Raw genomic sequence first — 26417 nt, 5'->3', positions numbered from 1 at the left:
CAATACGGTTGTGTATTCAATACAGAACTGTATCCTACTCGTATGGAAACGCCCAAGCGCCGCCGCTCCAACACCCGGGCCCGCCTGCTCGAAGGTGCGCTGGAGGTGTTCGCCGAGCGCGGGCTCCACGGCGCGTCGGTGGAGGACATCTGCGAGCGGGCCGGCTTCACCCGCGGCGCGTTCTACTCGAACTTCGCGTCCAAGGACGAGCTGGTCCTCGCGCTCTTCCAGGCCACGACCGACCGGCTGCTCGAGCAGATCGAGGCGCTGCTCCCCGAGCTGGCGAATCAGCCCGGCACGCTGCTCGACGCCGTACTGGGCCTGCTCGACGACACCGCGCCGGACGACCGGCAGTGGCATCTGATCTCGACCGAGTTCACGCTGCACGCACTCCGCGACCCGGAGGCGGCGCGGGCGCTGAACCAGCAGCGGGCGATGTTCCGCGACCGGCTGACGAAGCTGGTCGAGCAGATCACCGAGACCAGCGGTCTCACCCTCAGCGTGCCGGCGGAGCAGTTCGTCCGCCTGGTCATCGCCGTACACGAGGGGGCTCGCTCCCAAAGCCTGCTCGAGCCCGGCAAACTGCCGCCCGGTGAGCTCGAGCACACTTTCCTGCCGATGGTTCTGGAAGCGGTGACCAGGAACGACTAAGCGGGGAACCGGTCGACGCGTCGCCGTACGGCGTCCAGGCCCGACGTCACCTGGTCGTCGAGCAGGTCGGTGAGCGTGCTCGTCGGCGTGCTGGCCCACGTGCCGCGGAAGTCCGCGTAGAGCGCGGTCAACTGCCGGGCGGCAGGTTCCGGCAACTGGAACGTCCCGGTCAGGTAGGCGACGTACTCCTCATCCGAGACAGCGCGGAACGGTACGCTGGCCAGCCTGGCGAGCTGGTCCCATCCGACCCGGTCCGGGCCGGTCAACTCCAGGAGATCGTCGGACGGGTTCACCAGCAAGGCTGCCGTAGCCGAAGCGAGGTCGCTCAGCGCGGCCGGCGTGACCACCGCGCCCGCCGCCGGCGCCACCAACTCCCCGGTCTTCCGCCCCCACACGATGTCGCGCGCGAGCGCATCGGCCAGGCCGACGCTCATTCGGACGATCGTCCACTTCGCCCCGGCGGCGCGCACGGTCTCCTCCAGGACGCGGTAGTCCTGGACTGTCGGCATCGACGCGGGCTGCGGCCAGCTGGTCAGCACGATCCGCCGTACTCCGGCCGCCACCGCGGCATCGATCGCCGCCGTCACCCGGGGCAGCCGCTGTGCTGGATCAGCGCCGAAGAACGTCGCATTGACGAGCACCGTCTCGACGTCGGCCAGCGAAGCGGTCAACCGAGCCGGATCGTCGAAGTCGCCCGGGCGGTACTCGACCCCCGGCACAGGTTCGCCCCGCCCGGGCTCGCGGACCGTCGCCACCACGGGCTGATCGGTCAGCGCCCGCACTCGCGCGACGACCGCCGAGCCGAACTCGCCGTGGCCACCTGTGACTGCCAATGTCATGTCGCTCTCCTAGACTGATAACCGGGTCCATCGCCCCGGTAACTATACGGGGCGAGCGCCCCGTTTATCTAGGAGGAGTTTGTGAGCCCACGTGCCGACGCGGTCCGCAACCGTGCCCGCATCCTGACTGCGGCCCGGGAGGCGTTCGGCCGGGACGGTGTGGACGTCCCACTCGACACGATCGCCGAGCGCGCCGGTGTCGGCGCCGGGACCGTCCACCGGCACTTCCCGACCAAGGAGGCGCTGATCGGCGCCGTGATCGCCGACCGGCTCGACCAGTTGGCCGGGCGCGCGGCCGAGCTGGGCGATCAGGCCGAGGACTTCTTCATCTACCTTGCCGAGCTCGTCGACTCGGGCCGGGACAATCTCGTCCTGTCCGCCGCGCTCGACGGCACAATCGGGACGGAAGGTGCCGCGTCCGCCGCCCGGCTGTCCGGTGCGTTCGACTCCCTGCTGGCCGCCGCACAGGGGGCGGGCGTCGTACGAGCAGATGTCACGGCTGCCGAAGTACACGCGATCCTGGCCGGCGTCCTCGCGACCGAGAGCCGCCTGCCACCGGAGCGGCGCGGCCTCGGTCTGGAGGTAGCGATAGCGGGACTGCGCGCTAGCCCACCTTCACGTTGACGGTGTGCAGACCGGTCGAGCCGTTCGGCGCTGGGGGTGCGGAGGCCTCGATCTGTGCGTTGCCCTTGTCGTCGGTCGCCCGTACCTGCAGGACGTGGTTGCCGCGCGGTGCGTCCCAGGTCCAGTGCCACTGCCGCCAGGTGTCGATCGACGCGTCCGTGGCCAGTGTCGCTTGTTGCCATGGGCCACCATCGACGCGGACCTCGACCTTCGACACGCCGACATGCTGGTCCCACGCCACGCCGGCCACGGTCACCGGTCCCGGGTCGAGCTTCTTGCCCCCCGGTACGTCGATCCGCGACGACAGCTTGATCGGCCCGAGCTCCGACCACCCGCGCGGCGTCCAGTACCCCTCGAACTGGTCGAACCGCGTCACCTCGATGTCGACCAGCCACTTCGTCGCCGACACGTAGCCGTACAGCCCGGGTACGACGATGCGCACCGGGAACCCGTGCTCGACCGGCAACGGCTGGCCGTTCATCGAGAACGCGAGCATCGCCTGCCGGTCGTCGAGCAGCGTCGGAAGCGGCGTACCGGCGGTGAACCCGTCCTTCGACGTCGACTGGATCGCGTCCGCATCCTTGGACGGACCGGCCTCCTCGAGCAGGTCCTTCAGCAGTACGCCGGACCAGAGAGCGTTCCCGATCAGGTCGCCGCCGACCTCGTTGCTGACACAGGTCAGCGTCACCCACTTGTGCACGACCGGCCGCTTGAGCAGGTCGTCGAAGGTCAGGTTGATCTCGCGATCGACCATCCCGTGGATGCGCAGCTTCCAGTCCGCGGGCACGATCTGCGGTACGGAGAGCGCGGTGTCGATGCGGTAGAAGTCCTCGTTCGGAGTCGCCCACGGTACGGCGCCCTCGGCCTGGACGCCGGCGGGCGGAGTCAGCGACGGCGGCTCCGGAAGCTGGAGCTGCTTGCGGGCGCTCGCGACCGCGGCGCGGTTCCCGCCGACGACCTTGCCGAGCAGAGCGAACGCTGCCGAGCCGAGCGCGACGCCGCCAGACAGTTGCAGGAACCCGCGGCGGCTGACGCCGTCGTCGGGATGATCGATGAGTGGTTCGAGCCGACGGCTGAACAGGCGCAGGACGAGGAGCGCCGTACCGCCGGCCAATGCTGACGGCAGGAACCCGGTCTGCCCGGAGTCCGCGCGCGTGAAGGCGGCGGCGATCGCGACAGCGCTCAGCGCGATCGTGATCAGGGCGCCGGCCCAATACCGTCGTACGGCGAGAATCCCGCCGACCGCGGCCAGGATCACGACGACGATCAGGATGCCGACCCGGAGCGCGGTCTTGTCGTGCGTGCCGAACCACGAGATTGCCAGGTCCTTGAGCCACGGCGGCACGCGATCGATGAACGCCGACCCGATCGCCACGACGGGCGTCTGCGGGGTGCCGAGGATGCCGGCTGCCACGCTGCCGACCGCGAGTCCTGCCAGTGCCGCGAGGATGCCGCCGACGGCTCCGCGCCATCTGGTCCCGCTGGGCGCCTGCGGGTCAGCTTGTTGCTTCACTTCTCAACCATTGCGCGACGGGGCGCCCGACACCAGCCGGGCGCCCCATTCGTTAGTCGCGGGTAATGCCGATCTCAGATTCGGTCAGGGGTGATGGGTCCGAGCCCCGGCCGGCCGTTCGGCCAGCGGCGGGCGTTGTCCCGGACCCGGCGGAGCTTGCCGAGGACGAGGTCACGGTCGTCGGCAAGCTGGGACATCCAGAGGCTGTCGATCTCGAGGAGGTGGTCCGGCAGTGCTTCGCGCAACCGCCGCTTCCCCTCCTCGGTCAGGACGGCGAACGAGCCGCGGGCGTCGTCGGGACAGGGCTCCCGGCGTACCAGCCCGAGGTTCTCGGCTCGGTCCACCAGCCGGGTGATGCCGCCGGTGGTGACGGTCAACTCCCGGGCAAGCGAGGTCAGACGCTGCTTCTCACCGTGGCTGCGGGCGAGCCGCAGCAACAGTTCGAACATTGCCATTTGCAGTCCACTGCGCTTCAGAGAATGGCGCATCAGGTGATCCAGCTCGGCTGCTGCTTCTCGCAGCAGCCCGTAGGCCGTCAGCACGTCGCTTTCCCAGGGTTCGGCGGCGCGAGTGGGTTCTGCATCGGCGAGCGCTAGGGGCGAGCAAAGCGAAGGCGCGATGGTCATGCGCGGACTCTATTAGCTGACTAGGTCACTTCGCTACACGGGGTGACTCTTCGGCTACAGATCGACCCGCAATCGCAAGACCTCTGAGCGTATCGGACGAACTGGTCTAGCACGGAGTTTTTCACCTGCGCCGGGCGTGGATCGGTGAGAGGATGACCGTTCCGCTCGCTGGGGAGGGTGTGTATGCCGGCTATCGAAGCGGCCGATCTGGTCAAGGAATTCAGCCGTCCTGCCGTGCTCCCGGGGCGGTTGCCCCGGCTGCGCGCCCTGTTCAGCACCAAGCGCGAGACTACCCGTGCCGTGAACGGGGTGAACTTCGAGATCGAGCCCGGTGAGCTGGTCGGGTACCTCGGCCCGAACGGCGCCGGCAAGTCGACCACGATCAAGATGCTGACCGGGATCCTCACCCCGACGTCCGGGGTCTGCCGGGTGGCCGAGCTCGAGCCGTCCCGCGACCGCGCCCGCAACGCCCGCAACATCGGCGTCGTGTTCGGCCAGCGGACCCAGCTCTGGTACGACCTGCCACTGCGCGACTCGTTCGAAGTCCTCGCGGATCTGTACGACCTCGACCGGTCGGCGTACCGCAAGCGCGTCGGGCTGTTCACCGAGTTGCTCGATCTGGAGGACTTCCTCGACACCCCGGTCCGCTCGCTGTCGCTGGGGCAGCGGATGCGCGGCGACCTGGTCGCGGCGATGCTGCACGAGCCGTCGATCCTGTTCCTGGACGAGCCGACCGTCGGGCTGGACGTGGTCGCGAAGGCCCGGCTGACCGAGTTCATCGCGGAGACCAATCGCACCGACGGCACCACGGTCGTGCTGACCACCCACGACATGGAGGACGTCGAGCGGCTGTGTCAGCGCATCATCGTGATCGACTCCGGCACGGTGCTGTACGACGGTGACCTGTCCCGGCTGAAGGAACGCTTCATGCCGCACCGGTTCCTGATCCTGACACTTGCCGAGCGCAGCATCCGCCGGGTCACCGACATGCCGTACGCGACCGAGGTGGAGACCAGCGCGGTCGGTGCAGTCCTGCCGTACCCGGACCGCAGCGTCGTACTGCGTTTCGACCCGCGGGAGATCACCACGCCCGAGCTGATCGCCCGGGCCTCGCAGGTGTACCAGGTGGACGAGCTGTCGATCGTGGACCCGCGGCTGACCGACGTGATCGCCCAGCTGTACGACGGTTTGCTGACGTGAGTACGTCGCCGCAGGTCCGCGCGTTCCGCGGGATGACCCGCGCCGGGACGCGGTCGGTGCTGATCTACCGCGGTGATCTCCTCACCGGTGCGGTGACGCTGGTCATCCAGGTGGTGCTCGCGATCGCGGTCTGGCGGATCGTGTACTCCGGACGTCCGCCGGTCAACGGCGTGGACGGCCGGACCGCAGTTGCGTACGCCGCGATCGCCGCCTGCCTGCAGTCGGCGCTGCTGCCGTGGCAGTTCTCGACGCTGCCGATGCGGATCCACACCGGGCAGATTGCCACCGACCTGACCCGGCCCCTCGGCCTGATGTGGCAGGCCCTGGGGCAGAACCTCGGCGTACTCCTCGCCCGGCTGCCGTTGGCTGCTGCCGGTCTGGCGGCCGCCGGCGTCGTCGGGGCGTTGGTGCTGCCGCCGGGCGGGACGGCGCTGGTGCTCGCGGTCGTTGCCGCGGTGTTCGGAGCGGTGATCGCGATGCTGTGCAACCTGATCGTGTCGATGGTGGCGTTCTGGACGCTCGAGATCAGCGGGCCGCTGATCGTCTACCGGTTCGGCAGTTCGTTCCTGTCCGGGTCGCTGATCCCGCTGTGGTTCATGCCGGGGTGGCTGCGGTCGTCGATCGAGTGGTTGCCGTTCCAGGCACAGGTCTACACACCGGTGTCGCTGTACCTCGGCCAGACCCGTGGGGCCGAAGCGCTGGCTCTGGTGGGGATGCAGCTGGTGTGGTTCGCGGTCCTCACGCTGCTCCTGAGGGCTGTCTGGGAGCGGGCCCGGCACAAGGTGGTGGTCCAGGGTGGCTGACCATGCCCCGTCCTGGTTCCGGCAATACGTGATCCTCGAGCGTGCCGCATTGCGGGCCCAGCTCCAGTACCGGGTGAACTTCTGGACCACGCTGATCGGCGGCGTGGCCTTCCAGGGAACGCAGCTGCTGTTCCTGGGTGTGCTGCTGTCGAAGTTCGGGCTGATCGCGGGCTGGGGGTTTCCGGAGATCGCGTTCGTGTTCTCGATGCGGCTGGCCTCGCACGCGCTGTACGTCGTACCGTTCGGCTCGCTGATGATGACCGACTTCATCGTCCGCGAGGGGGACTTCGACCGGTATCTGCTGCGTCCGGTCAGCCCGTTCCTGCAGCTGGTCACGCGTGAATTCCGGCTGATGGCGCTCGGGGACGGGCTCCTCGGGGTCGGCGCGTTGATCATCTTCAGCTGGCGTGCGCCGGTTGACTGGACCGCGCCGAAGCTCGTCTACCTGATCCTGGCGGTCGTCGGCGGCAGTCTGGTCGAGACCGGGATCCAGACCTTCTTCTGCGGCCTGGCGTTCGTGGCCACCTCGACGTTCTCACTCCGGATCTTCGCCGACGACATGATCACCCGCTTCTCCGGCTACCCGCTGACGATGTTCGGCCGCGGCGTCTTCTTCAGCTTCTGCACGGCGTTCCCGATGGCGTTCATCGCGTTCCTTCCGGCCACGGTCCTGCTCGGCCGCACCGCCGACGTACCCCTTCCCGGCTGGCTCATCGCGGTGTCGCCGCTGGCCGGAGTCGCGGTGTTCGCGCTCGGCTACGCCTGCTTCGTCCGCCTGCTGCCCAGGTACACGAGCCCCGGGAGCTGACCCCCGCGAAGGGCCTGTGGATAACTTCCGCGGCGGTCGGGCGATTTTTGTCAGGCTTCTCCCGTGAGGTTGTCCACCGGCGGATCGGGGAGTCAGATGAGCGAGGAACAGACACCGTTCGGGCGCGGGTTCGTCGCGGCGAGCATCGTCATCGGCGCGGTGGTGGTCTGCGGGGCGGTGTTGCTGATCGGGAGCCTCACGTCCTCCGGCGCTACTCCGGCGACGGCGGCTCACGCTCAGCAGCAAGCCGTCGTGCCTGCTCGTTCGACGCCGACCGGGGCCGCCACGCCGGTCAGCTCTCGTACCGTGGGCTGCAACCGCAGTACTGGCGACGAGTCGGTTCCGCAGCAGCCGCCTGCGGTCGACGGCTGGGAGGTGAGCAGCCGCATCGTCGTACCGCGGTCGTCCGGGTACGGCCCGGCCAGGACGGACGCCGACGGGTTCCGCCGGTGCTTCGCCCACTCGCCGACCGGGGCGGTGTACGCCGCTTACAGCGCGTACGCCGCGATGGCCGACCAGGACAAGGTGGTCGCCACGGCGCGCAAGCTGATGGTGCCTGGTCCTGGCACGGACGCGCTGGTCCACGAGCTGCAGACCGATCAGTCGGCCAGCGGGTACACCGTGCCGCAGCTCGCCGGGTTTCGCGTCATCGACGCGAGCCCGGATCGGGTCAGCCTGATGCTCGCGACCTCGGTCAACTCGGCGTACATGAGCCTCACGCTGACGCTCGTCTGGCACGCCGGCGACTGGCTCCTGCAACCACCGGCGGCCGGCGAGCCGGTCGGCGCGCCGTTCGCCCAGCACCGTGACCTGTCCGACTTCGTTGCCTGGAGTGGTGTCTGATGTGCGGAAAAATGGACCTCGGTTGCTACATCCAGGACGGCTTCCAGTCCGTTGCGACCAGTGCGATGGATCAGCTCCAGAAGGCGATCACCGACGGCGCGTTGAACACGCTGAACGCGATGACGTTCTGGCTCAAGCCTGACAACCCGGATCTGCTGGGCAAGGAACACGGCGACTCCTGGACCAACAGCGGCACCGTCGAGTTTCTGCAGAGCAACCTGCTCACTGTCACCGCAGCAGTCTTCGTCGTCGCCGTGCTTGTGGCTGGGATGCGGATCGCTTGGGAGCAGCGGGCGCGACCGTTGCAGGAGCTGCTGAAAGCCGTCGTGACGTTCGTGGTCGTGGGAGCCGCCGGGACTGCGACGCTGGGCGTGCTGACGTCCTGGTCCGATGGGTTCTCGGTGGCCGTCGTCGATCATGTGGCGGGCGACTTGAAGCTGCAAGCGGCCTTCGGCGGCACCTCGCCCCATCAGCTGTTCGCCTCCGCGATGCCCGGGTTCGTCGCGATCATGACCGGTCTGGCGGTGATCGTCGCCTCTGCGGTGCAGATCGTGCTGATGCTGGTCCGCTCGGCAATGCTGGTGCTGCTTGCGGGAGCGTTCCCGTTGGCGGCCGCCGCGACCAACACCGAGATCGGGCGGAACTGGTTCAAGAAGTTCTGCGGCTGGTCGCTGGCGTTCATCGCGTACAAACCCGCGGCCGCGTTGGTCTACGCGGCGGCGATGAAGATGTCCCAGGACCAGCCGTCGGATGCGAGTGCCGGCGTGGTGCAGGCGATGGGCGGGATGATGATGCTTCTGCTCGCCATCTTCGCGCTGCCGGCGCTGATGCGCTTCATGGTCCCGGTCACCGCGGCCGTGGCCGGTGGGAGCGCCGGGATGGGCAGCTCGGTCGCCGATCCCGGTGGGATGGCGACCGGCGCGATCAACATCGGCAGCTCCGGCGCCGGATTCGGCCGCGGCAGCTCGGCCGGCGGCGGGGCACGTGCGTCGGGTGCGTCGGGTGCAGCCGGCGCGACCGGTGCGCAGACGGTCGGCGCGAAGGCCGCCGGCGCCATCGCCGGACCGGCAGGCATCGGCCTCGCAGCCGCCCGAAAGGCCGGCGGCTCCGTGGCCGGCGCCGCCGCCCACTCAGCCGGCGAGTCCGGCGGCGGCGCAATCACCCCACCCTCCGCCCACGGCCCCATGTCCGGCCGCTCAAACACCCGCTCCAACCACCCCACCCCCCAACGCACCCCGGAACCCGTAGGCCCAACCGGCGCCCGCTAACCCCACGCCCGTCGGCGCGTCGAACGCCCAACCCCGCCGCGGTCGTGCCGACCCGCGTGCCTCGTCATCGCACTTCCGCCCCGGCGCGTTCACACCCAGCCAGCCGTGGTCGCCCTCGCGGATGAAAGCATGCGGTGGTGGACCGGATTGCGCTGATCTCCGACGTACACGGGAACCTGACGGCGTTGGAGGCGGTCCTGGCTGACATCTCGGCCCGTGGGATCACGAGGATCTTCAACCTCGGCGACTACGTCGGCAAGGGGCCGCGGGGGCAGGCGGTGGTGGACAGGTGCCGCGAGGTCTGCGAGGTGAACATCCTCGGGAACTGGGACGACCTCCTGCCCGACCCCGACCGCATCGACGACCGTGAAGCGCTGAGATGGTGGAAGAACGAGTTGCGCGAGGATCAGTGGGCCTGGCTGCGAGCGCTCCCGTTCTCCCACGACTTCGTGATGAGTGGGCGGCAGGTGCGCCTGTTCCATGCGTCGTCCAAGAGCGTTCACCACCGGATCCTCTTCGACCACGACGAACCGGAGTACCTCAGCTTCTTCGAGAACACCCCAGCCACCGGGGACGGTCCGCCGCCGTCGGTCGTCGGTTACGCCGACATCCACGACGCGTTCCTCGAGGAGGACCGTGGCCGGACCTTGTTCAACACCGGCTCGGTCGGCAACAGCCTCGGCGACCCGACGCCGATCTACGTGATCCTGGAAGGCGTCGTCGACTCGGCCGAGCCCGCGCCGTTCTCGATCCAGTTCGTCCGCGTCCCGTACGACGCGCACGCCGAGCTCGCGGTGGCGCGAGAGCTCGGGATGCCGGAGCTCGACGGCTACGAATCAGAGCTTCTGCACGGCAACTACCGCACGACGTTCTACGAAGGCGGGACTCGCCAGTACCACCGCGGATGGCTCTGACCCCCGACGATCCACAGCTTTTTCCACAGCTGTGAATTCGGTGCCGTCAGCAACAATCCGCTACCTGTTCACCTCTCGGTCACTTGACCAGCAGGGCCTCGGACCCCACCGGCTTGTAGCCGGCGGCCAGGAAGGCGCGGAGCGAGGCGGCGTTGCCCGGGGTTATCTGCGCCCAGATCGAGGCGTCCGGCGGGATGAGGGCTCGGGCTGCACGGGCCAGGTGGCGGCCGTGTCCCTGGTTGTGGTGGGTGTCGGGGAGCTCGATGGCGCATTCGATGCGGTCGGCCAGGCCGTGGCCGATGACGACCACGCTGCCGCGTGCATCTCCGTACACGTGGACGTCGGTCCGCCACTCCAGCGCTCGCTGGACCCGGGGATGGCTGTGGTCGGTGAGGACGGTGAGGTCCTTGATCGCGGCGGCGCGTTCGGCAGGGTCCGTGATGGCGGGCGCCACGAGCATCGCGTCGTTGGAGCCGACGTGACGGCCGGTCAGCTCGGCCAGTGCGGTGAGGAACGGCGGGTTGGTCGGCGCGGCCAGATCGCCTGCCGGGATCCGCTCGGCGACCCACGACGGGCTGACGTCGGCGGCGATGACGATGTGGCCGGTGAACGCGACCACGGCGGACTCGCGCTCCGACGGCGCGGGTACGACGCTGACGCCGAGGTCCGGGGCCGGGAAGACGCCGTTTTCGACGCCACGCAGAATGTCAGCAAGAGTTGTCATCACGAGCATTGTCGCGGAGATCCCGTGTCACGCTCAGACGCCACGGAGGCAGCACGATGCGGAAACCGCAGTTGGTGAAGGCCGAGGGGTTGCCGGACCGGGTCACGATCTACGAGGTCGGACCGCGGGACGGGTTGCAGAACGAGTCGGCGATCGTCGACGTCGCGGTCAAGGCCGAGTTCATCAACCGGCTGGTCGAGGCCGGGTTGACGACTGTGGAGACCACGAGTTTCGTGCACCCGAAGTGGGTCCCGCAGCTGGCCGACGCCGCCGAACTGCTCGAGCAGCTCGACCTGCCGGAAGGCGTCCGCGCCCCGGTGCTGGTGCCGAACGAGCGCGGCCTCGACCGTGCGCTGGCGGCCGGCGTACGGGAGATCGCGATCTTCGCGAGCGCGACCGAGACGTTCGCGGCGAAGAACCTCAACTCCACGCTCGACGACCAGTTCGCGATGTTCACACCGACGATCCAGCGCGCGCTGGCCGAGGGGCTGAGCGTCCGCGGCTACGTGTCGATGTGTTACGGCGACCCGTGGGAGGGCGACGTACCGATCGACCAAGTCGTGAAGGTCGGCGCCCGACTGGTCGACCTCGGCTGTCACGAGCTCTCCCTCGGCGACACGATCGGCGTCGCCACTCCCGGCCAGGTCACCGCGCTGATCAGCGCGTTCGGCGCCGCCGGGGTCGGGACCGACAAGCTGGCGGTCCACTTCCACGACACCTACGGCCAGGCGCTCGCCAACACCCTCACTGCCTTCCGCGAGGGCGTCACCACGGTCGACAGCTCCGCCGGCGGCCTCGGCGGGTGTCCGTACGCCGAGAGCGCAACCGGCAACCTCGCCACCGAAGACCTGCTCTGGCAACTGGACGGCCTAGGCATCCAAACCGGCGTAAACCTCCAGAAACTAGTCCAAACCAGCACCTGGATGGCCGCCCAACTAGCCAAACCCAGCCCCAGCCGAGTCGTCCAAGCCCTGGCTGGCTGACGCCGCATCTCGCCCCTGCCCTTTCCGCTTCGAGTCTATCGACGTTGGCCCCAGCGGGGACGGAGTTGTCCACAGGCAGCTCTCGCGCCGCGAAACTGTCGGTGGGGCGGGGGAGACTGGGTGGGTGAGTGCGCAGCGGGCTGAGTTGGGGGAGTTTTTGAAGGCGCGGCGGGCGCGGGTTGCGCCTGCGGATGTTGGGTTGCCTGGGGGTGGGCGGCGGCGTACGCCTGGGTTGCGGCGAGAGGAGTTGGCGCAGCTGGCGGGGGTCGGCGTGACTTGGTACACGTGGCTCGAGCAGGGGCGGCCGATCAACGTGAGTGGGCAGGTGCTCGACGCCGTCGCGACGACGCTCAGGCTCAGCCCGGTCGAGCGCGAACACCTGTACCGCCTGGCCGAGGCGACGCCGGTGCGGTTGCCGCGCACCACGGATTGCGCCAGCGAGGCGGTCTTCGGCGAGATCGTGGAGGCGCTCGACCCGCTGCCCGCGCTGATCACCAACACCCGGTTCGACATCATCCGGGCCAACCGCGCGTACAACGACCTGTTCCACGACTGGCACCAACTGCCCTGCATCCACAAGAACCTGCTCTGGTGCATCATCACCGAGCCCGCCGCCCGAGCCCAGTTGCTCAACTACGACACCGAGGTCCCCTACATCGTCGGCCGCCTCCGCTCGGCGTACGCCGAACACATCGGCGACCCGGACTGGGAGACCGACCTCGAGCGGCTCCAGGCGATCAGCCCCGAGTTCACGCAACTGTGGTCACGCCACGAAGTAGCAGCCTGCACGCCACGCGAACGCCGCATCGTCAACCCGTCCGTCGGCGAACTCCGCTTCACCATCACCGAGCTCGCAATCCCCGCGCACCCCGACCTGGTCCTCTTCGTCGAAACCCCGGCAGACGACGAGACGCGCACGCGACTCCCCCTCACCCGCAGACAGCCGGCCAACCAGTCAGCGTGACTCGGGCGGACCACTCGGCGTACGCCAGGTGGTCAGGCAGAACGGATGCCCGGCCGGGTCAAGGAACACCCGGAACACCTCCGGCGACGGCTGCACGGCGGTAGGCCTCGCGCCGGCCGCGACAACACGCTCCTGCTCCGCGTCCAGATCCGCCGCACTGAAGTCGAGGTGGCACTGCTGCGGCACCCGCGGCTCCGGCCACGTCGGCGCCCGATAGTTGAGGTCCCGCTGGAACCCCAGGCTGAACGCCTCGAACCGAAGCTCCACGAACGACTCGGTCACCGCGGCCAGCTGCCCGCCCGCCACCCGCTGGTAGAACTCACCGAGCTCCAACGGATCCGGGCAGTCGAGCGTCGGCCCCCAGAACCGTGCGGTCACTGCTCGATCGGGCGCCGGATCCGCCGGATCAGGCTCTTGTCGGCGAACTGCCCGACGCGGTACGTCGACCAGCCGTCCACGCCCGCGCCGACCGCGCCGCCGAGCAGCGGGATGCGGCGCGTGATCGTGAGCGCCATCTTCTTGCCGCTGATCCGCGCGATCAGCTCGGCGACGACCTCGTTCGAGACGTGCCGGTCCAGTTCCGGGTCGAACACCGGGGCAGTCGCGATCGCGATCGGCGAGGTCGGCAGGCTCGACTTCTTCAACCGGTCGGCGACGCCTTCCTCACCGAGCAGGCACGTGATCACCGCCGTCCGGACTCGCGGATCATCAAGGTCGTACCCGCGCAGGTGCGCGATCGCGGCCACCATCCGGGCCTGGACGATCGCGATACCGGTCAGATTCGCCGGCAGGGCGACCGGGAGCGTGACGAGACCGCCGAGGCCGGTCGCAAAGCCTTGGACGCCGGCCAGCCGGATGTGCTGGTCGATCACCGCGTCGATCGCGAGCTGGGCGTCACCGCCGCACCGCTCGAGCTTGTTGTCCGCGATCCGCTCCGCGCCCGGGAACCGCTGGTACCCGTCGATCGCGATCTCGAGGATCTGGCGCAGCACACCGCCCGCGGCGGCCGGGGCGAACCTCTGGGCGGCGGGCGCGAGACTACTGGCGACGAACCTGGCTACTCCGGCCACGGTGCTCCTTCCCGCCCGGCCCCACGCGTCAGAACCCGGACGTGCTTCAACTGTACGTGCCTCCCCGATCCTCGCCACTCGGGATAAACCCTTGGTGTCCCCTAGGTGGCCTGGGCATCCGCGTGGTCCAGGATGGTCCCGTGCCAGTTGAACCAGTCCCGACCCAGTGGGAGTTCCCGCCCGTGGGGGTCGCCGGGGCGAGTGACGTGGTCGCGGGCGGTGCGGACCTGGCGCCGGGCACGGTGCTGGCGGCGTACCGGCGGGGGCTGTTCCCGATGCCGGACCACCGCGGCTCGATCCTGTGGTGGTCGCCGGTCGACCGCGGCGTGATCGGCGTGGCCGGCTACGAGCCGTCGCGCTCGCTGCGGCGGGCCCGGGCGAAGTTCGAGATCCGGGTGAACACGGCGTTCGACCAGGTCATCCGCGCGTGTGCGGATCCGCGCCGGCCCGGTTCGTGGATCGACCGCGACATCATCGCGTCGTACACCGAGCTGCATCGGCTCGGCTGGGTGCACTCGGTCGAGGCGTGGGACGGCGACGAGCTGGCCGGCGGGCTGTACGGGGTCGCGATCGGCGGCCTGTTCGCCGGCGAGTCGATGTTTCACCACAAGACCGATGGCTCGAAGGCGGCCGTTGCCGGGACGATCGAGCTGCTGGACGACGAGTACGCCGCCGACCGGGTCTTCGACATCCAGTGGGTCACCGACCACCTCGCCACGCTCGGCGCGGTGTCGATCCCGCGGGAGTCCTACGTACGCCGGGTCGCGCGGGCCGTCGACGTCCCGCTGCCGAAGGCGTTCAGGTAAGGCCGACGAAGGCGGCCATCTGCCGCGACGCCGACTCGAAGAACGCGTCGGCCGGGTCCATCGAGCCGACCAGCTGGCCGAACAGTTCGAAGCTGATCATCCCGAAGAGCTGCGTCCACACGATGACGGTCCGCATCAGCACCGCGGGCGGCACACCCGGCGCCAGCGGCACCAGCACCTGCGTCTGCTGCGCCAGCAAGCCTGACGGCTCTGGCGCGTCGCCCGGCGTCGCCAACCGCCCTGAAGCCTGGGCCCGCTGCAAGAGACCGAGCAGCAGCAGCGGCACGCGGATCGCAGGTTCCACCGTCGCCTGGGGTGCCTTGTAGCCGCTGATCGGGGAGCCGTAGATCAGTGCGTACTCCTGTGGATAAGTGCGCGCCCAATCCCTGACAGCGGCGTAGATCGCGACCCACTCCTCGACCAGGTCGTCACCGCCGGCGGCCGCCTCGGCGGCCGCGCCGAGGGCGTCGTACGCGTCGATGATCAGCGCTGTTAGCAGCTCGTCGCGGCTGGGGAAGTACCGGTAGAGCGCCGACGAGACCATGCCGAGCTCACGGGAGACCGCACGCAGTGACAGCGCCTCCGCCCCGACGGTCGCGAGCTGCCGGCGTGCGGCGCCCTTGATCTCCTCGGTCAACTCGGCCCGGGCACGTTCACGGGCAGTACGTCCGGCGTTCATGCAGCCAGTGTGCCACAAAACCGAGAGCAGTGCTCTTGACAGTGATCATCGATCTGGTGTTCACTGATCACAACAGAGAGCACCGCTCTCGCAAACAAGGAGATCCTGATGACCGAGTACAAGCAGACCTACGACAGCAAGCGCGTCATCACCGCCTCCGAGGGCAGCATGCGGGTCTTCAACAAGATCGTCGCTCGCCTGACGAAGCTGGGGCTGAGCCTGATGGGCAGCCGGGTGCTGTCGGTCCAGGGCCGGAAGTCCGGCGAGTGGCGCAGCACGCCGGTCAACCTGCTGATCGTCGACGGCCAGCGTTACCTGGTCGCGCCGCGCGGCCACACCCAGTGGGTGAAGAACCTGCGCGCCAGCGGCACCGGGCGCCTGCAGCTGGGCGGCAAGGTCGAGACGTTCCACGCCGAGGAGCTGGCCGACGCCGACAAGATCCCGGCCCTGCGGATGTACCTGAAGAAGTGGGCCTGGGAGGTCGGCGCCTTCTTCAGCGGCGACGTCACCAAGAACTCCCCCGACGAGGTCCTCCACCACATCGCTCCTGGCGTCCCCGTCTTCAAGATCAGCTAGTGGTACGAAGCGGCCTGGATCCGGTACAGCTCGGCGTACTGCCCGTTGTGGGCGATGAGCTCGTCGTGTGTACCGGTCTCGACCACCCGGGCGCCGTCGAGGACCACGATCTGATCGGCCATCCGCACGGTCGAGAACCGGTGTGAGACCAGGATCGTGATCCGGCCGTCGGTGCTGTCCTTGGCCGCCGCCGCGTACCGCTCGAACAGCGCGTGCTCGGTCTCGGCGTCCAGTGCAGCGGTCGGCTCGTCGAGCACAAGCAGGAGTGGCCGGTCCCGCATGAAGCCACGCGCCAGCGCGAGCTTCTGCCACTGCCCGAAGCTGATCTCCGCCCCATCCGGCCAGGTGGAGCCGAGCTGGGTGTCGAGCCCCGCCTCGAGCCGCTCCAGAACATCTTCAGCGCCGGCCCGGCCGACCGCGGTGGTGACAGCCGGTACGTCGTCCAGCCGGGGCAGATCACCCAGCCCGACACTGTGCGCCGCGCGGAACTCGAACCGGAAGAAGTCCTGGAACGCGCCCGCGATCTTCGCCCGCCACGCCTCGGTCGCGATCCGGTCCAGCGGCTGGTCGTCGAGCAGCACGTGTCCGCCGGTCGGCTCGTACAGCTTGCAGATCAGCTTCACCAGCGTGGATTTGCCCGCGCCGTTCTCGCCGACGACCGCGATCACCTTGCCCGCGGGCAGTTTCAGGTTGACGTCTTCCAGCGCCGGCCGGTCGGATCCGGCGTACGTGAACGAGACGTGGTCCAGCCGGATGCCGTCGGTGAGCCGTTCGGGTGCGGCGAGATCGGCGGCGTGGTCGAACGAAGCCGCGTAGTTCTCCAGCCAGACCAGCCGCCGCGACCCGTCCAGCCAGATCCCGCGCAGGAAGCCGATCTCGCCGACGGTCGCGCCGATGTACGACGACAGCCGCGCGCCGGCCGCGAGGATCAGCAACACGTTGCCCACCGAGCCGTTCAGGCCGATCGCCACGAACAGCACCGCGCCGACGTACGCCAGGCCGAACACGGCCCACGCAACGGCATGCCATGCCGCGCTGACCCATCGAGCAGCGGCGATCGGCCCGTACCACTGCTCCCACTCGCGACGACGGCCCTCGACCAGGTCACGACCGATGCCGACGACGCGGACCTCCTTGCCCGGCGATGCAGTCGTTGCGGTCTTGAACAGGTGCTCGGCCAGGCGGCTGTGGGTGGCGTACCGCTCCTCGACCTGACGCTCGACGCCGGGACGCCAGCTAGAGCTGACGACCGTCGGCAGCGCGAACACCAGCAGCAGCGCGAGGGCGGGATGGATCGACATCAGCAGGACGACGGTGATGCCGAGGCGCAGGATCCAGCCGCAGGTCGAGAACAGCGACATGTACATGTGGTCGAGCACGAAGACCTGTTTGCGCAGTACGGACAGGCGATCCAGGTAGTCGCGCCGTTCGTGGTGCTCGACCGTGGCGACGGATGCCTGCAACCGCGCGACATGTGCCTCGAGCATGATCGTCACGCGGTCGCGGAAGCGTCGGGAGATCCGGGTCGACAGCGTCCGCAGGAACCAGGTCGCCGTCACGGACACCGCCAGACCGCCCGCGGCGAGCATCGTCGCCTGACGGTCGTCGTGCAGTACGCCGTCGGCCAGGATCTTCAGCCACAACGCGAGCAACGCATCCGGGAGCGCCGCGAGCAGCGTCATCAGGAAGGCGGCGACCAGCAGCCACGGCTCGTGCTGGTAGCCCAGTTTGCAGAGCCGCCACATCGCGGCGAGGGCCTTCGGCTCGTCGACTTCAGAGCGTGTCATAGCTCAGCCCTTCCTCGTCGACCTCGGCCGTGAAGCGCTTGGCCTGCAGGTCGAACATCGTCCGGTACCGCCCGCCGAGGAGCATCAGTTCGTCGTGGCTGCCGAGCTCGACGACGCGGCCGTGCTCGAGGACGCAGATCCGGTCGGCATGCCGGACCGTCGAGAACCGGTGCGAGATGAGGATCGTGGTGACGTCGCGGGTCGCGGTCAGGATCCGGTCGAAGATTGCCGCCTCACCGCGAACATCCAACTGGGCTGTCGGTTCGTCGAGCAGCACGAGACCTGCGCCCTGCCGTACTGCGCAGAGCGCCCGCGCCAGCGCGACACGCTGCCACTGACCGCCGGAGAGATCGGTGCCGTCGCCGTACCCCGTGGCCAGGCGGGTGTCGAGGTCGGCCAGATGGTCGGCGCCGGCGTCCGCGAGGGCGGCGCGGATGTCGGCCTCGGGAGCGCCGCCCGGTGCGACGTTGTCCCGCAGGGGGAGCTCGAGCTTGAGGAAATCCTGGAAGACCGCGGCGACGCCTGTCCGCCAGGCGTCGGCCTCAAGGTCGCGCAGGTCGATGCCGTCGACGCGGATCGTGCCGTCGTCCGGGTCGTACAACCGGCAGAGCAGCTTGGCCAGGGTGGTCTTGCCAGCGCCGTTCTGACCGACGACTGCGAGCGACGAGCCGGCCGGAATGGTCAGGTCGAGCCCGTCGAAGACCGGCTGCGCCGCCTGTGGATAACGAAAACTCAGACCGCGAAGGTCGAGCTCGACAGCACCGTTCGGGACGGTGCGGCGACCAGGCGTCAGCGCACCGGCCGGCGCCATCGCGGGCTCCAGTCGGTGTACTGCGGCGACCGGCGCGGCGGCTCCGTCGAGCGCCCAGTTCAGCCCGCCGAACGCGATCATGCTGACGCCGATCGCGACCTGGGCGAACACCACCAGGCGGTCGAGCTCCAACCGTCCGTCGATCGCCGCCGCGCCGAGCGCCCAGAACACGAGACCGTTGGCGACGGCAATGATCAACAGGCTCCAGATCATTGGTCGCTCCCGCAAACGGGTCGCGGCGTACTGCAGCTCGAACAGCCGGCGCCGCCGTTCGGTGAAACGCTGCACGGTCCAGTCCGCGAGGCCGAACAGCCGAAGCTCCTTCGCCGGATCCGGCTCGACGGCCAGCTGGTAGGCATAGTTGGCATGCCGCTGCGCGGACCGGACCTCGGCCGTGTTCCTGTCCTTCCAGACTCCGCTCTCGCGGAGCAGCCAGTGCGTCGACGCCCAGGCGACAACCAACAGCAGCGGAGCCCACCAGCTGAACCCGAACAGCACCACCGCGGACGCGACCCCGCCGACCAGCTCGACCAGACTGCCCGCGACGAAGTCGACATTCAGGTACATCGGCGGGCCGGTCTGCCCGTGATCGAACTCCCGCGCAACCGTCAGATCCTCACTCAGCTTCGGATCCTCGAGATGCCCGATCCCTGGCGGCCCGACACAGGCCTCCGCCAGCCGATCGTTCAGGTACGCCGAAACGCGGCTGCCGAGGTTGGCGCTGACAGCCTGATGCACCGGCGTCAGCACCTGCAGCAGGATGAACGTCACGCCCATCAAGCTCAACGGCCCCGCCAGCGCATCACCGTGCTGCACCGCGCCGACCACCAAGCCCATCGCGATCGCGAACACCGCAGGCAAAGCTCCCCGCGCCAGCAACAGCACCCACCAGGCTGCTGTTAGCGGACCGTCCGCCCGCGGCAGTACGGCGAAGAACTGCCACTCGGGGCGTCGACGCAGCCGATTCACCATCCACTCACCATGCCACCGCGCACCGACGAAAATCTTGAACGTTTGCCGGATCGCAAGGCTCAAGCGGCGTGCGAGATCACGACCTTGCCGAAGCCGCCGCCGTCGAGGTAGTACCGGAACGCCTCGGGGGTCTCCTCGAACGGGAAGACCCGGTCGATCACCGGATGCAGGCCGGCCGCGGCGATGGCCTCGTTCATCGCCTGGAAATGCGCCCGGTGTCCTAGGGCGATCGGACGCAGCGTGACCGAGGAGGTGAACAGCAGCCGGGCGTCGATCGGGTCGGCGCCGCCGAGTGAGCCGACGAAGGCGACCTCGCCGCCGGTCGCCGTGGCCCGCAGCGACTCGTTCAGGGTGCCGGCCACGTCCACGACATGGTCGACACCGCGACCGTCTGTCAGCTCGCGAACATGCTTCGCCCAGTCCGGCGTACTGGTGTGGTTGATGACCGCATCGGCACCGAGCTCGAGCAGCCGCGCCGCCTTCTCGTCACTGCCGGCGGTCGCGATCACCCGAGCACCGAGCACCTTGGCGAGCTGCAGAGCAAAGATCGACACTCCGCCCGAGCCCAGGGTCAGCACGTGCTCACCCGGCACCAGTCCCTGCCCGCCCACCAGAGCGTTCCACGCAGTCACGGCCGCACAAGGCAGAGTCGCCGCCTCTTCGAACGTCAGCTGCCCCGGCACCGGTACGACGCCCTCCTGATCGAGTACGGCGTACTCCGTCAACAGTCCGTCGAGCGAACCACCGAGCTGGTCCGCGTGAGCGAGGTCGAAGCGCCCGTCGAACCACTTCTGGAACACCACCCCCATCACCCGATCGCCAACCCGCACCCGATCCACACCAGCACCTACCGCGACCACCTCACCGGCCCCGTCGGACGCCGCGATGATGTCGTCCGCCACCGGCAGCGGGTACCGGCCGCGCAGGATGTTCAACTCCCGCGCACTGAGCGAATTCGCGCGAATCCGCACCAGTACCTCTGTCGGCCCCGGCACCGGCACTGGATGCTCCCGCAACCGCAAACTCCCGAGCCCGCCGCCGTACTGCACGTGATAACTCTTCATCGTCTCCACCCGCCAACAGTGCGTCCCCCGCCCACCCCCCTCAATTCCCGCCCGGGAATGACCCGACGGTCAGTCCTCGTCTGCGGTCGAGGCCAACTCGGCCTCCAACTCGGCCACGCTCGGCAGTGCGGACTCGAATTCCTCAGGCAGCGAGCTGCTGATCGCGTCTGTCCACTCGGCGACTCCGATCGGTGCCTTGAATCCCTTCAAGGCGTACTCCGCGACGACCTTCTTCTTGTTCCGGCAGAGCAAGAGACCAATCGTCGGCTTGTCGCCTTCCTTCGCGAGCACGTCGTCGACCACCGCCATGTACAGACCCAGCTGACCCAGGAACGCCGCATTGAACTTCACTGCCTTCAGTTCGACGACCACATAGCAGCGCAGTTCGAGGTGGTAGAAGAGCAGGTCGCAGAAGAACTCTTCGCCGTCCAACTCGAGCCGGACCTGCTGACCGACGAACGCGAACCCCTGGCCGAGCTCGATCAGAAACTTCCCGACGTGCTCGACCAACTTCTGTTCCAGCTCGCGCTCGCGCCAGCCGTCGGTGCTGCCGAGGAAGTCGAAAAGGTGCGGGTCGCAGGTTGCCTGCTGGGCGAGGTCGGATTGTTCCGGGGGCATCGCGGTCGCGAAGTTGGTCACCGCCTTGCCGGCACGCTCGTGGAACCGGGCGTCGATGTGCATCGCGAGTACGTCGCGGCTCCACCCGCGCTCGACCGCGGCAGCGGCGTACCACGATCTCAGCGCGGCGCCGTTGACCTTCGTCAGCAACGCGAGGTGGTGGTACCACGGCAATTGTGCAAGCGGCGCTTGCACAATTGCCTCCCTCGGCCAGGCAGCGGCGAAGGTTCGCATGTACTTGAGGTTGCGGGGCGAGTATCCGGCCATGCCGGGGAACCGCGTCTTGAGGTCCGTGGACAACCGGTCGATGACCTTGCTGCCCCAACCCTCCTCGTGCTGCCGGTTCAGGATCTCCTGGCCGACCGACCAGGGGCGCTCTCGAAGCTTGGCTTGTCGTTCATGGGAGTAACGCTTTCGTGGCGACACCCCGAAAACCGAGGGCCTTTGCGGGGCATCTCGGGGCAACTTGGGGCAGATTCGGGTGGGGCGCTGCGAAGATGGCTGAATGATCACGCCTGAGGAGTTGAACGCGGCGCCCAAGGTTTTGCTTCATGACCATCTGGACGGGGGGCTCCGGCCGGGGACGGTGGTGGAGTTGGCGGGGGAGATCGGGCATGCGTTGCCGCGGAGTGATGCGGCTGAGCTGGGGGCGTGGTTCGTCGAGTCGGCGGACTCGGGGTCGCTGGAGCGGTATCTGGAGACGTTCGATCACACGGTCGCGGTGATGCAGACGGCCGAGGCGATCAAGCGGGTGGCCAGTGAGTGTGTGCAGGATCTGGCGGCGGACGGTGTGGTGTACGCCGAGGTTCGGTACGCGCCCGAGCAGCACCTGACGCGTGGGTTGTCGCTCGAGCAGGTCGTCGACGCGGTGCGGGAAGGGTTCGAGCACGGGGTGGCGGTTGCCGAGCGGCCGATCGTGGCTCGGCAGTTGCTGACGGCGATGCGGCACAAGGCGCGGTCGATGGAGATCGCCGAGCTGGCGGTCGCGTACCGGGATGCCGGCGTGGTCGGGTTCGACATCGCGGGTGCCGAGGCCGGCTACCCGCCCACCCGGCACCTGGACGCGTTCGAGTACCTGCAGCGCGAGAACGCGCACTTCACAATTCACGCCGGCGAGGCGTTCGGGCTGCCGTCGATCTGGCAGGCGATCCAGTGGTGCGGCGCCGACCGGCTCGGTCACGGCGTACGCATCATCGACGACATCGAGCACGACGGCGACAAGGCCGAGCTCGGGCGGCTGGCGGCGTACGTCCGGGACCGGCGGATCCCGCTCGAGATGTGTCCGAGCTCCAACCTGCAGACCGGCGCGGCCGCATCGATCGCCGAACACCCGATCGGCCTGCTCGCCAAGCTTCGCTTCCGGGTGACGGTCAACACCGACAACCGCCTGATGAGCGGTACGTCGATGAGCCGCGAGCTCGCGTTGCTGGCGGAGGCGTTCGACTACGGGCTGGAGGACTTCCGCTGGTTCGCGATCAACGCGATGAAGTCCGCCTTCATCCCCTTCGACGAACGCCTCGCCATCATCAACAACATCATCAAACCTTGGTACGCCTCACACTGAGCGCTGGTAGGTGCGGAAGGCCCGGGTGGAGAGCCAGCCGACGATCAGTGTGAAGGCCAGTAGGTACGCACAGTGCCGCCAGACCGACGACCAGTCCGGGTTGGCGGCGAGGGATTGGCGGGCGGCGATCGTGGCCCAGTCGACCGGGTTGTAGCGGGCTGCGACGTTGACCCAGTGCGGCGCGACCGACGGGTCGATCATGATCGACGACATGAAGGTCAGCGGCAGCGAGACGAACTGCGAGATCCCGATCAGCGCCTCCTGCTGCCGGGTGAGCAGCGCGACCGCGTTCGACAGCGACCCGAAGGCGGTCCCGATCAGCATCGACGCGACGATCGTGATCAGGTAGCCGCCGACCCCGCCGTCGTACCGTGCTCCGGCGGCGAAGCCGATCGCGAACACCAGGATCGTCTGGATCAACGTGGTCGACGCGTTGCTGAGCAACTGCCCCGCCATCAGTCCGCCCCGGCTGACCGGTGACGCCAGCAGCCGGTCCATCACGCCGCGTTCCATGTCCTGGATGAACGCCGTACCGCTCCAGCCGCTGGTCATCAGCGCGGTCATCATCACGATCCCCGGCGTCAAGAACGCGATGTACGACGAATCCCCGAACCCCGGGATCCGCACGACCCCTTGGAACAACTGCCCGAACAACAGCAACCAGATCGCCGGCTGGATCAGCGTGAACGCGATCAACGCCGGCTGCCGGTACGACGCCCGCGTCCACCGCCCGAAGATCAGACCCGTGTGTGCAACAGACATCACGCAGCCTCCTCGGCGACCTTGAACGAACGACCCGTGTGCTGCAGATACACGTCGTCCAGCGACGGCCGCGACACCGTCACCGCAACCACCGGAATCGCCTTGTCCTCAAGGACTCCCAGTACGGCGGGAACCGCGGTCGCCCCGCGATCCACCCGTGCCCGCAGAGTGTTGCCCTCGACAACGATCTCGCCGACTCCTGGCAACTGCCGCAGCAGGACCCGGACCGAGCCGTCGGTGTCCGGATCGACCAGCTCGACCTGCACCGAGTCGCCCCGCAGCGCCGACTTGAGCGACTCCGGGGTGCCCTCGGCAACGATCTTGCCGTGGTCGACGATCGCGAGCTGACCCGCCAGCCGATCGGCCTCCTCCAGATAATGCGTGGTGAGCAGTACGGTCAGCCCTTCCTGACCGGACAACCGCAGTACTTCGTTCCACAGGTCGGCACGCGCCTCGGGGTCGAGACCGGTGGTCGGCTCGTCGAGGAACAGCACCCGAGGCTGGTGGACCAGACCGAGCGCGACATCCAGCTTGCGCTGCATCCCACCGGAGTACGTCTTGACCGCACGACCGCCGTGCTCGGCCAGACCGAACCCCTCCAGCAACTCGCCGGCCCGGCGGGTAGCGTCCTGCCGCGACAGCCCGAAGATCCGTCCGCTCAGCACGAGGTTCTCGAGGCCGGTCGCCATCGGGTCCGAGCTGGACTTCTGCGGCACGTACCCGATCGCGCGCCGGACCCGATCCTGCTCGCGGACCACGTCGTACCCGGCGACGCGCGCCGTACCGGAATCGGCCCGGGACAGCGTGGTGAGGATCTTGACGGTGGTGGACTTGCCGGCGCCGTTCGGCCCGAGCAGCCCGAGCACGACGCCCTCCGGGACGCTGACGGTCAGGCCGTCGAGCGCGCGCAGAGGTGGTTTCTTCCGGCCGGCCGGGTACGTCTTGACCAGGTCGACCGCTTCGAGGGCATGCGTAACCATCAGGTGACTCCCTTGTGTGCTGGGAGCCGGTCCGAGCTGGCTATCCTGATGGATGCGCCTTGGGTGCCAGGTCTTCGGACCGACTCGAGGAACCGCGGCCCTTGACTCCTGGTGTTGCCGCACCGATGAGTCGAGGGCCGCATCTCTTATTGGGCTTCCGGCGGGATCGCCTTCATCCAGGCGAACTCCTGTCCGAAGTACTTGACCGGATCCTTCAGCTGCTCGGCCGGACTGATGCCGTCGGTCAGGAAGAGCTTCCATGCCTGCCGCCAGAACACCGCCCCGCCGAGAGCGCCGCTGCGGATCTCCTCGGCGAGCTGGTGCACGTACGCCGACTCCGCCTGCAGCAGCGCCAGCCGGAACTCCGACTCGACCCAGAAGATCCGCGGGAACTCCATCGCGGTCATGTGCTCGTGCAGCGCGGTCATCTCCTTGATCTCCGCGTCGACCGTGGCCAGCCGCTGCTCGAGCAGCTCGACGGCACGGTCCGGAGGCAGACCGGGGAGATACGCGAGACCCGCCTCCAACGGGTGGAACTCGCGCGACGGCGTACCGAGCAGCTCGGTCAGCCAGTCGCTGAACTCGGACTGCCCGGCCGCGGTGATCTGGTACACGGTCCGCTCCGGCCGGTTGCCCTCCCGGACCGTCTCCAGCGCCTCGACGAAGCCGTGCTTCTCGAGCGCGGACACGACCGAGTAGAGCGAGCCGTAGTTGACCTTGATGCTCTGGTCCTTACCGCGGGCCCGGAGCATCGTGGAGATCTCGTAGGGGTGCATCGGCCGCTCGCTCAGACTCCCGAGCACGGCGAACGCCAGCGGATTGCCGACCTTGCGCCTGGCCATCACGCCTCCTCGATCTCGATTACTCGAAATCGAGTATTAGCTCGCGAGTATCCGGTGTCAAGTATTGAGCCAGGCGAACGCCCGCGCGCCGAGTCCGCGCACCCGGAGCGCCGCCAACCCGCGGAACGCCGGCTCCTCGACGTACTTCGTCAGCAGCCAGGCCAGCACAGTCACGCCGACCACCGCGCCGGCGATCTGGGTCAGCCGGCCGGCCCCGAGCTCCATCAGCCGGTACGCGATCAGGTAGCCGACCACCTGGTTGAGCAGGTACAGCCCGAACGAGATCCGGGCCAGGAACTGGATCGGCCGGCGGAACCGCGCGAACGCGGTCCAGTCCGGCCCTCGGGCAGCGCCGGCGACGAAGACCAGCAGCAACCCGATACCCAGCGAGGACGGAAGGTCCGAGGTGTGTGCGTGCTGGGCGAACACGGTCGCGACGATCAGGGCGCTGAGGTGCAGTACTCCGATCCGCCGCTGCGACCACAGCCAGATCGCGATGCCGATCGCGAAGAGCTGCAGCCGGTGCAGCCCGAGACCGTTCCACGTCTGCTGGACCCAGAGCGGACTGTGGCCGATCCGGTCGTTCCACTGCAGCACCACCGGGGCGATGATCATGATCCACAGCAGCGTGGTGATGCGCGGCCCGATGCCTCGCGGCCACAGCAGCGCGGCCGCGGCGAACGCCATCAACTGAAGCGGCAGCGTCCAGTACGAGCCGTCGATGAGCTGGATGCTGGAGTCGAACGAGGCTGCCAGCGTCAGGTTGCCCCACAGATCGCGCCGCGTCGGCAGGATCCAGTTGCTCGGACCGAGCAGCACCACGACCGTGTAAGTGAACAGCACAGCGACCAGGTACGGCGGGAGCACGCGGCACACGCGGCGCCACAGCCACCGCGCCGTCGAGCCTCTGCGGATCGTCACGCAGACGAAGTACGCACTGATCACCAGCAGGATGCTGGCGCCGACCTGGAACGGGTACCGACCGAGCGGTGCGCCGAGCTCCGGGTGCAGGAACGGGCCCTGGTACGTCACGTGGGTGAAGACCACCGCGAGCACAGCCACGACGCGCACCACGTCCCAGCTCAACCTGCGTTTCGAGTCACTCACTGCGTTCGACCCTAGCCAG

At 68.5% G+C, this 26417-nt stretch carries 28 protein-coding genes; 13 read left to right on the top strand and 15 right to left on the bottom strand.

Features of this window, described 5'->3' with window-relative positions:
• The first annotated feature begins 42 nt into the window (after window positions 1–42).
• A complete protein-coding gene (locus tag ABT313_RS17495) occupies window positions 43–651 on the top strand; it encodes a TetR/AcrR family transcriptional regulator (protein WP_350854161.1) in 609 nt (202 codons plus the stop codon).
• On the opposite strand, the gene ABT313_RS17490 is transcribed toward ABT313_RS17495, so the two are convergent.
• Window positions 648–1490, bottom strand: coding sequence for an NAD(P)H-binding protein (locus tag ABT313_RS17490; protein WP_350854158.1), 843 nt, complete (start codon window positions 1488–1490; stop codon window positions 648–650). The two genes, ABT313_RS17495 and ABT313_RS17490, sit on opposite strands and share 4 nt — an antisense overlap.
• A gap of 81 nt (window positions 1491–1571) precedes the next feature.
• On the opposite strand from ABT313_RS17490, the gene ABT313_RS17485 reads away from it, so the two are divergent.
• Complete coding sequence (locus ABT313_RS17485; protein ID WP_350854155.1) at window positions 1572–2114, top strand: TetR/AcrR family transcriptional regulator; 543 nt, start codon at window positions 1572–1574, stop codon at window positions 2112–2114.
• Here the strand turns inward: ABT313_RS17485 and ABT313_RS17480 are convergent.
• Both ABT313_RS17480 and ABT313_RS17475 read right to left on the bottom strand, forming a co-directional pair.
• On the bottom strand, window positions 2095–3627 hold the full coding sequence (locus tag ABT313_RS17480) for a molybdopterin-dependent oxidoreductase (RefSeq protein WP_350854152.1): 1533 nt from the start codon (window positions 3625–3627) through the stop codon (window positions 2095–2097). The two genes, ABT313_RS17485 and ABT313_RS17480, sit on opposite strands and share 20 nt — an antisense overlap.
• Before the next feature lie 74 nt (window positions 3628–3701).
• Entirely contained in the window at window positions 3702–4253 is a 552-nt protein-coding gene (locus ABT313_RS17475; RefSeq protein WP_329004728.1) for a MarR family winged helix-turn-helix transcriptional regulator, read from the bottom strand.
• Window positions 4254–4436: 183 nt separating this feature from the next.
• Here ABT313_RS17475 and ABT313_RS17470 point away from each other — a divergent pair, with 183 nt between their 5' ends.
• From ABT313_RS17470 to ABT313_RS17445, 6 genes are all read left to right on the top strand, one after another.
• Window positions 4437–5453, top strand: a complete 1017-nt coding sequence (locus tag ABT313_RS17470) for an ABC transporter ATP-binding protein (protein ID WP_350854148.1) — start codon at window positions 4437–4439, stop codon at window positions 5451–5453.
• On the top strand, window positions 5450–6256 hold the full coding sequence (locus tag ABT313_RS17465) for an ABC transporter permease (protein ID WP_350854145.1): 807 nt from the start codon (window positions 5450–5452) through the stop codon (window positions 6254–6256). The genes ABT313_RS17470 and ABT313_RS17465 overlap by 4 nt, the downstream gene beginning before the upstream one ends.
• Window positions 6249–7064, top strand: coding sequence for an ABC transporter permease (locus tag ABT313_RS17460; RefSeq protein WP_350854142.1), 816 nt, complete (start codon window positions 6249–6251; stop codon window positions 7062–7064). Before ABT313_RS17465 ends, ABT313_RS17460 begins: the two co-directional genes overlap by 8 nt.
• A gap of 96 nt (window positions 7065–7160) precedes the next feature.
• A complete protein-coding gene (locus tag ABT313_RS17455) occupies window positions 7161–7907 on the top strand; it encodes a DUF8175 domain-containg protein (protein ID WP_350854139.1) in 747 nt (248 codons plus the stop codon).
• A gap of 11 nt (window positions 7908–7918) precedes the next feature.
• A complete protein-coding gene (locus ABT313_RS17450) occupies window positions 7919–9175 on the top strand; it encodes a TrbL/VirB6 family protein (RefSeq protein WP_350854136.1) in 1257 nt (418 codons plus the stop codon).
• A gap of 137 nt (window positions 9176–9312) precedes the next feature.
• Window positions 9313–10089 carry a metallophosphoesterase family protein gene (locus tag ABT313_RS17445; RefSeq protein ID WP_350854133.1) on the top strand — a complete coding sequence of 259 codons (777 nt, stop codon included), beginning with the start codon at window positions 9313–9315 and terminating at the stop codon, window positions 10087–10089.
• Window positions 10090–10168: 79 nt separating this feature from the next.
• On the opposite strand, the gene ABT313_RS17440 is transcribed toward ABT313_RS17445, so the two are convergent.
• Window positions 10169–10813, bottom strand: a complete 645-nt coding sequence (locus ABT313_RS17440; protein WP_350854130.1) for a GNAT family N-acetyltransferase — start codon at window positions 10811–10813, stop codon at window positions 10169–10171.
• Between the two features lie 56 nt (window positions 10814–10869).
• On the opposite strand from ABT313_RS17440, the gene ABT313_RS17435 reads away from it, so the two are divergent.
• Both ABT313_RS17435 and ABT313_RS17430 read left to right on the top strand, forming a co-directional pair.
• A complete protein-coding gene (locus tag ABT313_RS17435) occupies window positions 10870–11796 on the top strand; it encodes a hydroxymethylglutaryl-CoA lyase (protein ID WP_350854127.1) in 927 nt (308 codons plus the stop codon).
• 124 nt (window positions 11797–11920) lie between these two features.
• Window positions 11921–12760: a helix-turn-helix transcriptional regulator gene (locus ABT313_RS17430; protein ID WP_350854124.1), complete on the top strand. Its 840-nt coding sequence runs from the start codon at window positions 11921–11923 to the stop codon at window positions 12758–12760.
• Here the strand turns inward: ABT313_RS17430 and ABT313_RS17425 are convergent.
• Together ABT313_RS17425 and ABT313_RS17420 are read right to left on the bottom strand one after the other, a co-directional pair.
• A complete protein-coding gene (locus tag ABT313_RS17425) occupies window positions 12752–13138 on the bottom strand; it encodes a VOC family protein (protein WP_350854121.1) in 387 nt (128 codons plus the stop codon). The genes ABT313_RS17430 and ABT313_RS17425 overlap by 9 nt on opposite strands.
• Complete coding sequence (locus ABT313_RS17420) at window positions 13135–13830, bottom strand: EcsC family protein (RefSeq protein WP_350854118.1); 696 nt, start codon at window positions 13828–13830, stop codon at window positions 13135–13137. The genes ABT313_RS17425 and ABT313_RS17420 overlap by 4 nt, the downstream gene beginning before the upstream one ends.
• A gap of 140 nt (window positions 13831–13970) precedes the next feature.
• Here ABT313_RS17420 and aat point away from each other — a divergent pair, with 140 nt between their 5' ends.
• Complete coding sequence (gene aat / locus ABT313_RS17415) at window positions 13971–14636, top strand: leucyl/phenylalanyl-tRNA--protein transferase (protein ID WP_350854115.1); 666 nt, start codon at window positions 13971–13973, stop codon at window positions 14634–14636.
• Here aat and ABT313_RS17410 read toward each other — a convergent pair.
• Complete coding sequence (locus tag ABT313_RS17410; protein WP_350854112.1) at window positions 14629–15315, bottom strand: TetR/AcrR family transcriptional regulator; 687 nt, start codon at window positions 15313–15315, stop codon at window positions 14629–14631. The two genes, aat and ABT313_RS17410, sit on opposite strands and share 8 nt — an antisense overlap.
• Before the next feature lie 108 nt (window positions 15316–15423).
• On the opposite strand from ABT313_RS17410, the gene ABT313_RS17405 reads away from it, so the two are divergent.
• On the top strand, window positions 15424–15891 hold the full coding sequence (locus ABT313_RS17405; protein WP_350854109.1) for a nitroreductase family deazaflavin-dependent oxidoreductase: 468 nt from the start codon (window positions 15424–15426) through the stop codon (window positions 15889–15891).
• On the opposite strand, the gene ABT313_RS17400 is transcribed toward ABT313_RS17405, so the two are convergent.
• From ABT313_RS17400 to ABT313_RS17385, 4 genes are all read right to left on the bottom strand, one after another.
• Window positions 15888–17678, bottom strand: coding sequence for an ABC transporter ATP-binding protein (locus tag ABT313_RS17400; protein WP_350854106.1), 1791 nt, complete (start codon window positions 17676–17678; stop codon window positions 15888–15890). The genes ABT313_RS17405 and ABT313_RS17400 overlap by 4 nt on opposite strands.
• Window positions 17665–19461 (bottom strand): ABC transporter ATP-binding protein, encoded by a 1797-nt coding sequence (locus tag ABT313_RS17395; protein WP_350854103.1) that lies wholly within the window; start codon window positions 19459–19461, stop codon window positions 17665–17667. Before ABT313_RS17395 ends, ABT313_RS17400 begins: the two co-directional genes overlap by 14 nt.
• A 59-nt stretch (window positions 19462–19520) precedes the next feature.
• The gene (locus ABT313_RS17390) at window positions 19521–20525 is read right to left on the bottom strand and encodes a zinc-dependent alcohol dehydrogenase family protein (RefSeq protein ID WP_350854100.1); all 1005 of its coding nucleotides are present in this window, start codon (window positions 20523–20525) and stop codon (window positions 19521–19523) included.
• Between the two features lie 69 nt (window positions 20526–20594).
• Entirely contained in the window at window positions 20595–21569 is a 975-nt protein-coding gene (locus ABT313_RS17385) for a PDDEXK nuclease domain-containing protein (protein ID WP_350854096.1), read from the bottom strand.
• Between the two features lie 79 nt (window positions 21570–21648).
• On the opposite strand from ABT313_RS17385, the gene ABT313_RS17380 reads away from it, so the two are divergent.
• On the top strand, window positions 21649–22707 hold the full coding sequence (locus ABT313_RS17380) for an adenosine deaminase (RefSeq protein WP_350854093.1): 1059 nt from the start codon (window positions 21649–21651) through the stop codon (window positions 22705–22707).
• Here ABT313_RS17380 and ABT313_RS17375 read toward each other — a convergent pair.
• From ABT313_RS17375 to ABT313_RS17360, 4 genes are all read right to left on the bottom strand, one after another.
• Complete coding sequence (locus ABT313_RS17375; protein ID WP_350854090.1) at window positions 22699–23469, bottom strand: ABC transporter permease; 771 nt, start codon at window positions 23467–23469, stop codon at window positions 22699–22701. The genes ABT313_RS17380 and ABT313_RS17375 overlap by 9 nt on opposite strands.
• Window positions 23469–24449: an ATP-binding cassette domain-containing protein gene (locus ABT313_RS17370; RefSeq protein ID WP_350854088.1), complete on the bottom strand. Its 981-nt coding sequence runs from the start codon at window positions 24447–24449 to the stop codon at window positions 23469–23471. The genes ABT313_RS17375 and ABT313_RS17370 overlap by 1 nt, the downstream gene beginning before the upstream one ends.
• A gap of 146 nt (window positions 24450–24595) precedes the next feature.
• Entirely contained in the window at window positions 24596–25291 is a 696-nt protein-coding gene (locus ABT313_RS17365; RefSeq protein ID WP_350854085.1) for a PadR family transcriptional regulator, read from the bottom strand.
• Between the two features lie 57 nt (window positions 25292–25348).
• Entirely contained in the window at window positions 25349–26398 is a 1050-nt protein-coding gene (locus ABT313_RS17360; protein WP_350854082.1) for an acyltransferase family protein, read from the bottom strand.
• Window positions 26399–26417: the final 19 nt, after the last annotated feature.

Source organism: Kribbella sp. NPDC000426 (assembly GCF_040300265.1).
Classification (GTDB): Bacteria; Actinomycetota; Actinomycetes; order Propionibacteriales; family Kribbellaceae; genus Kribbella.
The sequence above is the reverse complement of the archived record's forward strand: the minus strand, read 5'-3'. Positions and strand labels throughout refer to the sequence as shown.